Source organism: Fictibacillus sp. B-59209, assembly GCF_036216745.1.
GTDB classification, from domain to species: domain Bacteria; phylum Bacillota; class Bacilli; order Bacillales; family Fictibacillaceae; genus Fictibacillus_C; species Fictibacillus_C marinisediminis.
The window spans coordinates 11,374-23,910 of record NZ_JARMMC010000007.1 but is presented as its reverse complement, the minus strand read 5'-3'; the positions used below and the strand labels follow the sequence as shown (position 1 = coordinate 23,910).

12 protein-coding genes are annotated in these 12,537 nt (G+C 45.8%); all 12 read right to left on the bottom strand.

Annotated features, from left to right (window positions below; genetic code table 11):
• Nucleotides 1-251: 251 nt before the first annotated feature.
• Nucleotides 252-833 (bottom strand): hypothetical protein, encoded by a 582-nt coding sequence (locus P4361_RS05065; RefSeq protein WP_328088484.1) that lies wholly within the window; start codon nt 831-833, stop codon nt 252-254.
• 87 nt (nt 834-920) lie between these two features.
• Nucleotides 921-1,436 carry an acyltransferase gene (locus tag P4361_RS05060; protein ID WP_328088483.1) on the bottom strand — a complete coding sequence of 172 codons (516 nt, stop codon included), beginning with the start codon at nt 1,434-1,436 and terminating at the stop codon, nt 921-923.
• A gap of 1 nt (nt 1,437) precedes the next feature.
• Nucleotides 1,438-2,079, bottom strand: a complete 642-nt coding sequence (ppaX, locus tag P4361_RS05055; protein ID WP_062237938.1) for a pyrophosphatase PpaX — start codon at nt 2,077-2,079, stop codon at nt 1,438-1,440.
• 61 nt (nt 2,080-2,140) lie between these two features.
• Nucleotides 2,141-2,956: a prolipoprotein diacylglyceryl transferase gene (gene lgt / locus P4361_RS05050; RefSeq protein WP_091002960.1), complete on the bottom strand. Its 816-nt coding sequence runs from the start codon at nt 2,954-2,956 to the stop codon at nt 2,141-2,143.
• Nucleotides 2,957-3,242: 286 nt separating this feature from the next.
• Nucleotides 3,243-4,178, bottom strand: a complete 936-nt coding sequence (gene hprK / locus P4361_RS05045; protein WP_062237934.1) for an HPr(Ser) kinase/phosphatase — start codon at nt 4,176-4,178, stop codon at nt 3,243-3,245.
• Between the two features lie 119 nt (nt 4,179-4,297).
• Nucleotides 4,298-4,792, bottom strand: coding sequence for a GNAT family N-acetyltransferase (locus tag P4361_RS05040; protein ID WP_328088482.1), 495 nt, complete (start codon nt 4,790-4,792; stop codon nt 4,298-4,300).
• A 168-nt stretch (nt 4,793-4,960) separates the two neighbouring features.
• Entirely contained in the window at nt 4,961-5,332 is a 372-nt protein-coding gene (locus P4361_RS05035; RefSeq protein ID WP_053357062.1) for a phage holin family protein, read from the bottom strand.
• On the bottom strand, nt 5,333-5,527 hold the full coding sequence (locus tag P4361_RS05030) for a PspC domain-containing protein (RefSeq protein ID WP_328088481.1): 195 nt from the start codon (nt 5,525-5,527) through the stop codon (nt 5,333-5,335).
• 11 nt (nt 5,528-5,538) lie between these two features.
• Nucleotides 5,539-6,597, bottom strand: a complete 1,059-nt coding sequence (locus tag P4361_RS05025) for a DUF4097 domain-containing protein (RefSeq protein ID WP_328088480.1) — start codon at nt 6,595-6,597, stop codon at nt 5,539-5,541.
• A gap of 94 nt (nt 6,598-6,691) precedes the next feature.
• Nucleotides 6,692-6,994, bottom strand: a complete 303-nt coding sequence (locus tag P4361_RS05020) for a hypothetical protein (protein WP_053357059.1) — start codon at nt 6,992-6,994, stop codon at nt 6,692-6,694.
• Nucleotides 6,995-7,505: 511 nt separating this feature from the next.
• Nucleotides 7,506-10,382, bottom strand: coding sequence for an excinuclease ABC subunit UvrA (gene uvrA / locus P4361_RS05015; RefSeq protein WP_425590224.1), 2,877 nt, complete (start codon nt 10,380-10,382; stop codon nt 7,506-7,508).
• Between the two features lie 11 nt (nt 10,383-10,393).
• Nucleotides 10,394-12,376 (bottom strand): excinuclease ABC subunit UvrB, encoded by a 1,983-nt coding sequence (uvrB, locus tag P4361_RS05010; RefSeq protein ID WP_053357056.1) that lies wholly within the window; start codon nt 12,374-12,376, stop codon nt 10,394-10,396.
• Between the last annotated feature and the right edge of the window lie 161 nt (nt 12,377-12,537).

The following is a 12,537-nucleotide window of genomic DNA, read 5'->3' as shown; positions in this document are numbered from 1 at the left end:
GATCTTTGGCTCTCCCTTGTAAGCAAGCTTTTTCCCATCTGCTTTTCTTGCGCTTCATTTGTTTCACAAATCAGCCGGCTCTTATCATCGCCAGCTATCACCCCTTTTTCATGGAGAAAAAGACTTGAGGGCCTCTTTTAAGCATCAGTATGCGATGTCCATTATGATTGGAAATCAACAATATGCTTTAACAAAGCCAAACAAAATAAAAAACCAATGCATGTATCTGCATTGGTTTTTCTCAGCAAAATTTAATGTTTTCTGCGCAGCCTTTTAACTTTTACAAATTGAGATACGAATTTTTCCACTTCTAAATCCCGGCATAATAAATAAAACCGGTGATGGTGTCCGTCCTTCATTTCAGACAGAAGGCAATCCAGGTGTTCGTCCAATTCGTCCCGTGAAACGTTGACTGTATATTTTTTACCATGGTTCGGAATTTCGATGTTTACATGATTAAGGAAATGGAGTTCTTTCAGCAAATAAACCGTGGAATCAAGGAGTAGTTGGTACACTGCTTCTTCAGTGCCTAAGTAGTGTAAGTAGTCTTCCTTCCCGAGTGCAGAATGAGGTACTAGCCTGCGATAGGATGCATAATCACCATAATAATAGATACTGGCTTTATCATCATGCAGCTCATAGTGCTTTACAAATGCACTTCCTTTTAACCGGGAAACTGTAGTGCGAAAACGGTAAGCGTCTCTTGTTGCAAGGAGTTCTGTGTTGCTGCTGGCTTGGGATGCAGAATGTTGACCCATGGTGCTATCGTCCATGAGATGGCCTACTTTGAATGTATCTCTTACAAAAAATATAGAAAAAGATTTTCGATTCAAGTTTCTTCCCTCCTGCTTACCGAGTTGTCTTGTTTCTAGTATACTCCTTACGCAATAAAAACCCAAGAGCCGAAAGCACGACAAAATTCAACTTTTTTCCCGCTCCCGGCCTTCCATTTCTTCTTTCGTATAAATGATTTGCATGGGATTTCCGCCGACAAAGGCCCCTGCGGGTACGTCTTTATGAACGAGTGTGCCTGCAGAAATAACTGCACCATGGCCAATCGTGACCCCTGGAAGGATCGTGCTGTTTGCACCGATCATCACTTCATCCCCGATGGTCACATCACCAAGCCGGTACTCCCGGATCAAGTATTCATGTGCGAGAATCGTCGTGTTATAACCGATGACCGTATTTCGGCCAATCGAAATCCGCTCGGGAAACATGACATCCATCATCACCATCAGGGCGACCGCTGTATCTTCTCCTACCTTCATCCCGAGAAAAGTTCGGTAGATCCAGTTTTTCACGGGCAGAAAGGGAGTATAGCGCGATACCTGGATGGCAGCAAAATTCTTTGCCACCTTCCAAAAAGGCACCGTGGCATAGACCTGGTAAAGCGAATTTTTGCCTTGAACAGGGTACCGTTCCGTTTTTCTCACTTTATTTCTCTCCTAAAATGGCCAGCAGGTCCGTCATTTCATCCAGCATATAATCTGGTGAAAACTCCTCAAGATACTCACGGCCACGGATGGTCCAGGCCACTCCTGCTGTTTTTGTCCCCGCATTTTTTCCTGACAGAATATCATACTTGCTGTCACCAATCATAATGGCTTCCTCGGGCTTGGCATTCAGTAGAGCCAGTGCTTTTTCCACAGGTTCCGCATCAGGCTTGGCCCGCTCCACATCATCGAGCGTAACGATCGTATCAAAATAGCAGTCAAGACCGGCAAGTTTAAGCCCCAGGTTAACGGAACGTCTCATCTTTGTGGTCACGATGCCAAGTTTGTAGCCGTTTTTATGCAGCGTCTCGATCGTTTCAATCACCCCTTCAAACTCTGTAACGAGTTCATCATGGTGAGAAAGGTTATGGTCTTTGTACGTTTCAATGAGCTCTTTGACTTGGTTCTTGTCAAAGTGCTCCATCGTTTCGGTCAGGGGCATCCCCATCAGAGGAATAATATGTTCGCGATTGTATTGTTCAGGGAAAAACTTATCAAGCGTATGAAGATAGGAGGCAATGATCAGTTCGTTCGTGTTGATAAGCGTTCCGTCTAAATCAAATAAAGCCGTATTGATTTTCATAGCATGAGAGTCCTTTCGTGTTGTTCTGTCTGGCTTTTACTTAAAGGGCAGCCGAGAGGGCTTACCCTTCCAGGTAGCGCTTCTCAGACAGTCCCGCTTTGCGGCGGTAGATGATTAAAATGATTGACACGGCGATCAGTACGAGAGAGATCACTTGAGCAATCCTTAATGTTGAGGTGAGCATCAAGCTGTCCGTCCGCAGTCCTTCAACAAAAAATCTTCCGATCGAATACCAGATGACATAGCTGAAAAACAGCTCACCCCGTTTGAGATTAGCTTTTCTTAACAACATCAGGATCACAAATCCCGCCAAGTCCCAAAGTGATTCATATAAGAAAGTAGGGTGATAGTACGTTCCATTAATGTACATTTGATTCACGATAAAGTCGGGCAGGTGCAGGGTGTTTTCCAAAAAGCTGCGGCTGACGGGGCCTCCGTGTGCTTCCTGATTCATAAAATTGCCCCAGCGTCCGATTCCCTGGCCGAGTATGATACTGGGAGCCGCGATGTCCGCCAGTTTCCAGAACGAAATGCCACGGATTTTTGAAAAAATAAAAGCGGTTAAAAAAGAACCGATGAGCGCCCCATGGATGGCGATGCCGCCTTCCCAGATGGCAATAATTTTTTCGGGATGCTTACTGTAGAAATCCCATTCAAAGGCAACATAATATATCCGTGCACAGATAATGGCGATCGGCACTGCCCACATAACAACGTCCACGAACATATCTTTCCCAAGCCCGCGGCGTTCAGACTCCCTGACGGCAATCCAAAGCCCGAGCAAAGCTCCAAGCCCGATAATAACCCCATACCAATAGACGGTAATGGGGCCTAGTTCAAATGCAACCCGGTCAATCGGATGAATACTAGCGTCCACGATTCACACTTCCTTCTATCTATCTTTTTCTATGATTTAGGCTGTTTTTGTAAAATTTGTTGCCCTTGGGAGTAGTTGATTTCTGTTTCAGGATGCTCGCTTTCCGCGGGGCGGGCGGTGAGCCTTACCGGCGCAAGCGCCTACCTTCTCAGCGTATGCGCCTGTGGGTCTCACCTGTCCCGTTCTCCTAGCCGTAGTCTCGCCCCTTGCACTCCAATCAACCTATCAAAGAAGATTCTTTACTAAATCGTCCCAAAGCAAAAATCATTTAGAAAAGAGCCATGATTTATAAATCTTCTTCATCGCCAGACGCAATAGCATCTGTCAGTCTGTCGTTAAACTGCTTGGCAGCATTCATACCCATTCGTTTCAGGCGGAAGTTCATCGCAGCCACTTCTATAATGACAGCAAGGTTACGTCCCGGACGGACGGGCACCGTTAAAATCGGTACCTCAGCGTCCAGAATTGGCATGGTCTCTTCTTCAAGTCCAAGACGGTCGTATACCTTTTTGGAATCCCAGGTTTCCAGGTTGATAATGAGAGAAATCTTTTTATAGTTTCGAATCGCTCCCGCACCAAACAGCGTCATGACGTTGATGATACCGAGACCTCGGATCTCCAGCAGATGCTGGATCAGCTCAGGCGCACTTCCGACGAGAGTCTCTTCATCTTCCTGGCGGATTTCTACAGAATCATCCGCAACCAGACGATGTCCCCGTTTCACTAGCTCCAGCGCAGTTTCACTTTTTCCTACCCCGCTGTCTCCTTTAATGAGCACTCCGATTCCATATATATCAACCAATACACCATGAACAGCAGTCATTGGTGCTAGGCGGCTTTCCAAATAATTGGTCAGTCTGCTCGACAGGCGGGTAGTGGTCATTTTCGTCCGCATGATCGGCACGCCTGTCCCATGAGAGGCAATCAGCAGCTCTTTAGGCACTTCCATTTCCCTCGAGATAATAATGCCCGGTGTTTCATCCGTACACAGCTGTTCCATCCGCTCTATGCGAATTTGAGAAGGCAGCTCGCTGATAAAAGAAAGTTCTGTTTTTCCAAGAAGCTGAAGCCGTTCAGCAGGATAATAAGTAAAATACCCAGCCATCTCAAGTCCCGGACGGGAAATATCACTGGTCGTAATCGTGCGGTGCACACCTTCTTCCCCGCTGACCAGTTCAAGCTGAAATTTATCGATCAACTCTTTTGTATGTACTTTCGCCATGGTTTCCTCCTATTGTTCTTCCATTCAACTATTATTGTACACTAAGGGCAATAAGGTAACAAAATTCATTTTTCAAAAATATTCATATCCTTGCCATCCTGTAGCCTTAGTGTCTGCTATCATCCTGAAGCATATATACGAGTACGGCTTCCGTTAAAGAACACCGTTTTTTCATAGGCCATGCCGATTTTTTTTGCCACAGCAATGGACGCAGTATTCTTGGGATGAATAAGAGAGATCATCCTTCCATACTTCAGCTGAATCTTTCCGTAGGACATGAAAAAGGCAGCTGCTTCTGATGCAAACCCTTTCCCCCAAAAAGGTTTTGCGAGCCAATAGCCGATCTCCGTCTCTCTTCTCCCCTCCACAATCTGCCGGACCAGGCCAGCGTGACCGATAGGCTCCCCTGTCTCTTTATGCAGTATGATATAAAGGCCCAAACCATTTTTGTAGCCTGGAAGGATCCAATTCTCTAAACTTTTCGTGGCTTCCTTTTTTGTTTTTGTTAACCCTTTCCCTATGTATTGAACAACATCAGATTGTCCCCATAGAGAAGCATAAAACTCCAAATCCTCCATCGAATACTCCCTGAACTGCAGCCTCTGAGATTCCATTTTTCGCCTCCTTCTATTTGCTGTAAGCAAACTTGGTGCCTTGGTGCCTTGGTGCCTGGCACCGAACAAAAAAAGTTACCCCCTTGCAAAGGTGCCTGGAACCAAACCTCCCTGCTTTTTTTGTGCCTGGAACCACACCTCCTCGATTTAACTACCAAAAAAGCGCCCCTATCTGGAACGCTTCTTTTTTTGCATAGGTTCAATTATAAAATTTTGAATCAACAGGTTTAATACTGAGATAATGATCGCTGCCAAAAAGGCGGCGCCAAATCCGTCGATATTAAACTGATCTCCCATGACTTTCGCTGTCAGCATAAGCAGAATGGCGTTGATCACGATAAGAAACAGACCGAAAGACAATACGGTGACGGGGAGCGTCAGCAGGATCAGTATGGGCTTGATAAATAAGTTGAAAATGGAAAGGATGATGCTGGCTAAAAAAGCAGCACCGACCCCTTCCAGGTGAAAAGGCGGATAATAGCCTGCAACCACCATAAGAACTACAGTGTTCACAAGTAAAGAGATTAACCAGTTAAACATTTAGTGCACTTCACTTTCTTCAGGAATGATAAATATGGCAATCAAATAGCCGATAACAACAGGTGCTACAGCTGTCGCGATAAGGGCAACAATAACGATCAGACGAACAATTGCAGGATCAATGGCGAAATAGTCCGCAATGCCCCCGCAGACACCGGCTAATTTCCGGTCACTAGAACGAACAAGTCTTTTCATGATGTCACTCCTTATTTAACCTTCAGGATGGCAATGGAGCCTGTCTTGGCTTCCGCTTCCATACGGTAAGCCGGTTCGTTTCCTTTATTAGCAATAAAACGAAGAAACTTCTTGGTTACTTCCTTTTTTTGCTCCAAGACTTCCATTCCGTCAAAATCACTGACAAGACCGCCAACATAGGTTTTTAAACTAGCCTCGACTTCCAGTGATTCAGGTAATTCTGCTTCTATTTTACCCGTGACAGTTTTTAATGATGCATACCCTGTCGCCGGAGTGTCTAAACGATAATAAATGGAGCCGTTGATCGTTTCGATTCGAATGTCATCCACCTGCCCGTTCAGCCGCACGGGACCGTTCATCGTCTCGGCGATCAGCTCTTTCCATTGGCTTTCCTTTAAGGTGATGCTGCCGTTTGACGCTTCGGCCTTCAGCTTCTCTCCACTGCAATTATTGACGAAAAGTGAGCCGATCGTGGTCTTTAAGGCCATCTGCCGGCCTTCACAATCACCGATCTTAATTCCGCCGTTGAACGTGACGAGCTTTACCTCCTGATAGTTTTTCCTCGGTACAGAGATGACCGCATTCACTTTCTGATGTTTATTTCTTGCATAAAAGCGAAGGCGAGTCGCATCACAATCATAAAACGTTTCGTTGCGGAACTTTGTTTTTGCTGCTGTCCCTTCAGGAATCTTGTAAACTTCCGCCTCACATTCAATCTGGACATCATTCCTGTCCCATGGAACAATCGTAATAGATCCATTATAAATCTCGATATCTATGGCTTCAAACATGACATGCCGGTCTTCAAAAATGTAGTGAACGTCCTCATGCGGGCCAAAATTCAGATCAAAATCCACCGTCTTGATCCGCTTAACGACCCTGTTGAAGAATTTGCCCATTTTAAAGCCCTTAGAAGGATCCTTTTTTATATCCTTTGGTTTTTTAGTCAAAGTCCCGGATGGCAGCGTAAACGCTTTTTTATGGTTAACAGCAAGCAATAGCTTTTCAGCTTCCTCTGCTGAAATCTTGCCTTCATTAAGCATGTTTAAAATCATTTTTCGCTCTTCCATATGAAATTGACGCCCCCTTCAATGTTTTAAAAACCGGCGCCGGCTGATTCTAGGCTGCTGTCTTCTGTTCCGGTCAATGGATGCTGAACTGCATCTATCGGGTAAAAACTTTAATTCCCTGAATAATATTCCACACCATCACGGCAAACGAAGTAAGGCCGAATAGAATAACACTGATAATAATCGCCGTCATGTTGAATTCCGTTTCAGCTGAAATGATAATCCCGAGCGGTATAGCGATGAGTGGAAAAAGATGCGATAAAAATGAGCGTTTGGCATGGTAGGTAACACCCTGGTCCTGCACAGCGAAATAAACCACTGCCGGGAAAAGAAAAGGTGCAAAAAACAGACTGAAATAACAAATGGCCGATAAAATACGCTTTACTTTTGGATTCATGCTGTGTTTCCTCCTGAACTATAGAACAATGAAAAGGACTACTTCTTGTAATTCTACTTAAGAAATATACATCCTTTAAAAATTCACATGTCGATTTGTTTTTTTCCCTTATTATAGGCTATCTTAGATGAGGATACTTCTTTTTTGGCATCCAGACCTTCCCTAGCCATACTTGTAAGGGAAATCATATTGGAGGATAACATGTTTTCAACCCAAAAAGCGATAAAATCTTTCTTTACTTTTTTAACGATCCTTATGCTGGCCGGAATCATATTTGGAGCCCTGGGCGATTCCAGCGCCGATTATTCTGCAGGAGAAAGGCTCATCGCGGCTATTGTAGGTAGCCTGATCGTCCTGTTAATAAACTTTCTTATATACAAGCTATTACTTTTCCTAAAAAAATAGAAGAGCTCTGCGATTTATTTTATCGCAGGCTCTTAAATTTAAAGTGCCAGGCACCACCATTACACGCTTGTGTAATCGCGGTGCCTGGCACTCGCTGTGAAAAGATTTATTTAGCCACTGATTCTTTTTGTTTCAGAATAGCGTCCATGCGCTTCTTATCGCGTTTGATGATCGGAGCAAGATAGCGGCCGGTATGTGATTCAGGTATGCCAGCCAGTTTCTCCGGCGTACCTGCACCGACGAGTGTTCCGCCTTTGTCTCCGCCTTCAGGGCCAAGGTCGATCAAATAGTCACACTGCTTGATGACATCAAGATTGTGTTCAATGACTACAACTGAATCTCCATTATCGACTAAGCGCTGCAGCACCTTTAACAAACGGGAGATATCATCCACATGAAGGCCGGTTGTCGGCTCATCCAGAATGTAGATCGTTTTTCCGGTAGAGCGCTTATGAAGCTGGGATGCCAGTTTCACCCGCTGTGCTTCTCCTCCGGAAAGGGTAGTTGCCGACTGGCCAAGCTTGATATAGCCTAGACCAACATCTAGAATAGTAGCCAGCTTTCGATTGATCTTTGGAATGTTGACAAAGAAATCTACACTTTCCTCAACCGTCATATCTAGAATATCCGCAATGTTCTTCCCTTTATACTTCACTTCAAGCGTTTCACGGTTGTACCGTTTTCCGTGGCATACTTCGCAAGGCACGTACACATCAGGAAGGAAATGCATCTCGATCTTGATGATCCCGTCTCCACGGCATGCTTCACAGCGGCCGCCTTTTACATTAAAGCTGAATCGGCCTTTTTTGTAGCCTCTGACCTTCGCTTCGTTGGTGGAAGCAAAGACCTCCCGGATATCATCAAAAACACCTGTATAGGTAGCCGGATTGGAACGCGGTGTCCTTCCGATCGGCGACTGATCGATGTCAATGACTTTGTCAACATGTTCCAAGCCTTTAATTTCTTTATGAGCTCCTGGTTTATCCTTGGCTTTATGAAGCTTTTGAGCCAATGCTTTATGCAGGATTTCATTAACGAGCGTACTTTTTCCGGAACCGGAAACACCTGTTACCCCTGTAAAAAGTCCAAGAGGAATCTTTACCTTTACATTTTTCAGGTTGTTTTCGGAAGCTCCGATGACTTCAATGTTTCGGCCGTCCGGCTTTCTTCTCGCCTTTGGAAGCGGGATGAACTTTTTACCGGAAAGATACTGCCCGGTAAGAGAGTTCGGATCATCCATGATTTCATTCGGAGAGCCTTGGGCAGTAATGACGCCTCCATGAGCTCCAGCACCAGGGCCGATATCAATAATATAATCAGCGGCCAGCATCGTGTCCTCATCGTGTTCAACGACGATCAGTGTATTACCAAGGCTGCGCATCTCTTCAAGCGTGCGGATCAGCCGGTCGTTGTCCCGCTGATGAAGTCCGATAGAAGGCTCGTCCAAGATATACAGAACACCCATCAGCCTTGAACCGACCTGTGTTGCCAGACGGATACGCTGGGCTTCTCCTCCAGATAACGTTCCAGCTGCACGGTTTAGTGACAAATAATCCAGGCCGACGTTAACCAGGAACCCGATCCGGTCAACGATCTCACGTAAAATCAAGCGTGCGATCGCCTGCTCTTTTTCCGTCAGATCAAGATTTTCAAAGAATTCTTTCGCTTCTGTCACGGATAGAGCCGTGGCTTCACCGATATGCTGGCCGTTAATGAGAACAGCCAGCGATTCTTTTTTCAGACGGTAGCCTTTGCAGGCAGGGCAGGCTTTCTGGCCCATATACCCTTCCATCTGTTCCCGGATGTAATCAGAACCTGTTTCTTTATAGCGGCGTTCAACATTAGCCAGCACGCCTTCAAAATAAATATCATTCGTTTTAATTTGTCCAAAATCATTTTTATAACGGAAACGGATTCTCTCCGTGTCACTGCCATAAAGTACTTTATCCAGCTGCTCTTTAGGCAGGTCTTTAACAGGAGTGTCCATATCGATTCCAAAATGAGTGCAAACACTTTTCAGGAGCTGCGGGTAGTATTGGGAGCTCACAGGTGTCCATGGGGCAATCGCGTTCTCATTTAAGGACAGGCTCCAATCAGGGATGACGAGCTCCGGATCCACTTCAAGCTTCATTCCAAGGCCGTCACATGAAGGACATGCCCCGAATGGGCTGTTAAAAGAAAACAGTCGCGGTTCGAGCTCACCAATTGAAAATCCGCAATACGGGCAGGCATGATTTTGGGAGAATAACAGTTCTTCTTCTCCCATGACATCGACCGTAACCGTCCCACTGGAGAGGTTCAGCGCCGTTTCGAGGGAATCAGCGAGACGGGTGGCGATCCCTTCTTTTACGACAATACGGTCGATGACCACATCAATCGAATGCTTTTTATTCTTTTCGAGCTTGATTTCATCACCGATGTCGCGCAGTTCACCATCCACTCTGACACGAACATAGCCTTGCTTTTTAATGTCTTCAAGCACTTTAACGTGTTCACCTTTGCGTCCGGAAACCACAGGTGAAAGAATCTGCAGCTTGGTACGTTCCGGATACTCGAGTATGCGGTCGACCATCTGCTCGATCGTCTGGGATGTAATCTCTATTCCGTGATTCGGGCAGACCGGACGACCGATTCGGGCAAAGAGAAGCCGAAGGTAGTCATAAATCTCTGTAACGGTCCCTACAGTCGAACGCGGGTTGCGGCTCGTCGTTTTCTGGTCGATCGAGATCGCAGGAGAAAGGCCTTCAATCGAGTCGACATCCGGCTTATCCATTTGGCCAAGAAATTGGCGCGCATAAGCAGACAAAGACTCAACATAGCGCCTTTGCCCTTCTGCATAAATGGTATCAAAAGCAAGTGAGGACTTGCCTGATCCTGATAGACCGGTCAATACGACCAGTTTATCCCTTGGAATGGTAATATCTATATTCTTTAAATTATGGGCGCGTGCACCCTTTACAATAATGTTTTGGTTTGTAGACAACTACAATCACCTTACCCTTCAGCCTTAAGCTCAAGAATCATATCACGAAGCTCTGCGGCGCGCTCAAACTGCAGATTTCTTGCTGCATCTTTCATTTCAACTTCGAGGCGTTCAACAAATGCTTCGCGGTCTTTCTTGCTCATTTTTTGTTTTGGTGCTTTAGATGTATACTCCTCGGCTTCCTCAGCTGCTTGAGTGGCACTTATGACATCGTGCACTGCTTTTTTAATCGTTTGCGGCGTGATCCCGTGCTCCTCGTTATACTGCATCTGAACATTCCGGCGCCTCTGTGTTTCTCCGATGGCAATCTCCATGGATTTCGTAATACGGTCGGCATACATGATGACGTGGCCATTGCTGTTACGCGCTGCACGGCCCATCGTCTGGATGAGAGACCTTTCTGAACGAAGGAACCCTTCCTTATCGGCATCCAGGATCGTAACCAAAGATACCTCAGGAATGTCCAAACCTTCCCGCAGGAGATTGATCCCGACCAGCACGTCAAACACACCGAGCCTGAGATCTCTTATGATCTGAATCCGCTCCAGCGTTTTGATCTCGGAATGGAGGTATCTTACCTTTATACCCATTTCCTGCAGATAATCTGTCAGATCCTCGGACATTTTTTTCGTGAGCGTTGTTACGAGCACCCGTTCTTTCTTCGCCACACGATCATTGATTTCCCCGAGAAGGTCATCAATCTGCCCTTTGCTTTTCCTCACTTCGATGGTCGGATCAAGCAATCCTGTCGGGCGGATGATCTGCTGGATCGGTTCAGGGGCATGCTCCGCTTCATAAGGTCCTGGGGTTGCGGAAACGTATATATGCTGAAACTTATCTTTTCCTTCAAATTCATCAAACGTGAGCGGACGGTTGTCCTTGGCTGACGGCAGACGGAAGCCGTGCTCCACCAGTACATTCTTTCTTGCCTGGTCTCCGTTATACATTCCACGAATCTGCGGCAATGTAACATGGGACTCATCAATGACGATCATTGAATCATCAGGAAAATAATCAAGGAGAGTATACGGTGTAGATCCAATCGGGCGAAGCGTAAGATGCAGGGAATAGTTTTCAATTCCTGAGCAGAAGCCCATCTCGCTCATCATTTCAATATCGTAGCGCGTACGCTGTTCAAGGCGCTGGGCTTCAAGCAGCTTCCCTGCGTCATTCAGCTCCTTCAGCCTCTCCTCCAGCTCTGCTTCGATCCGCTGAATGGCTAATTTCATTTTTTCTTCACGTGTTACGAAGTGGGATGCCGGGAAAATGGCAACATGGTTCCGTTCGCCGACAATTTCTCCAGTGAGGGCGTCCACCTCGGTAATCCGGTCGATCTCATCACCAAAGAACTCTACTCTGAGGCAGCGTTCATCACGTGAAGCCGGGAAGATCTCCACAACATCTCCACGCACGCGGAAAGTACCGCGTGTGAAATTGATATCATTTCGGTTGTACTGGATATCTACCAAATCACGCAGAAGCTGGTCCCTGTCTCTTTCCATGCCTGTACGCAAGGAAATAACCAGGCTTTTGTACTCTTCCGGTGAACCCAGGCCATAGATGCAGGAAACACTGGAAACGATGATAACGTCCTTCCGTTCAAATAACGAAGAGGTGGCACTGTGTCTGAGTTTATCAATTTCGTCGTTGATGCTCGCATCTTTTTCAATGAACGTATCGGACTGCGGGATATATGCTTCCGGCTGATAGTAATCGTAGTAGCTCACAAAGTATTCAACCGCGTTATTCGGAAAGAATTCTTTGAACTCACTGTACAGCTGTCCAGCCAATGTTTTGTTATGGGCGATAACCAGCGTTGGTTTATTCACCTCTTTTATGACATTTGAAACCGTAAATGTCTTACCTGTACCTGTGGCGCCAAGCAGTGTCATTTTTTGCTTCTTCTCTTTGATTCCCTGAACCAGCTTGCGGATCGCTTTAGGCTGGTCTCCCTGCGGTTCGTAAGAAGAAACGAGCTGAAAAGGCTCACTCATTTCACAACCTCCGTTCCTAAATTTTGCTAATAAGATTATAACACAGCTGACCTGTGAAACTCTAATTTTTACGAACAAATATTCGTGCGTTAAATGCTGGAAAAGACATTTAAGTCTGTAAAATGTCTTTTCTTTACTTCTTCTTTTGGTGTACACTTTGA

Excerpts from the sequence above, each read along its gene's own strand:
- ppaX (WP_062237938.1), bottom strand. The coding sequence starts at position 2,079 with ATGAAAATCAATACGGCTTTATTTGATTTAGACGGAACGCTTATCAAC.
- hprK (WP_062237934.1), bottom strand. The coding sequence starts at position 4,178 with ATGGCGAAAGTACATACAAAAGAGTTGATCGATAAATTTCAGCTTGAA.
- P4361_RS05040 (WP_328088482.1), bottom strand. The coding sequence starts at position 4,792 with ATGGAATCTCAGAGGCTGCAGTTCAGGGAGTATTCGATGGAGGATTTG.
- P4361_RS05035 (WP_053357062.1), bottom strand. The coding sequence starts at position 5,332 with ATGTTTAACTGGTTAATCTCTTTACTTGTGAACACTGTAGTTCTTATG.
- P4361_RS05030 (WP_328088481.1), bottom strand. The coding sequence starts at position 5,527 with ATGAAAAGACTTGTTCGTTCTAGTGACCGGAAATTAGCCGGTGTCTGC.
- P4361_RS05025 (WP_328088480.1), bottom strand. The coding sequence starts at position 6,597 with ATGGAAGAGCGAAAAATGATTTTAAACATGCTTAATGAAGGCAAGATT.
- P4361_RS05020 (WP_053357059.1), bottom strand. The coding sequence starts at position 6,994 with ATGAATCCAAAAGTAAAGCGTATTTTATCGGCCATTTGTTATTTCAGT.
- uvrB (WP_053357056.1), bottom strand. The coding sequence starts at position 12,376 with ATGAGTGAGCCTTTTCAGCTCGTTTCTTCTTACGAACCGCAGGGAGAC.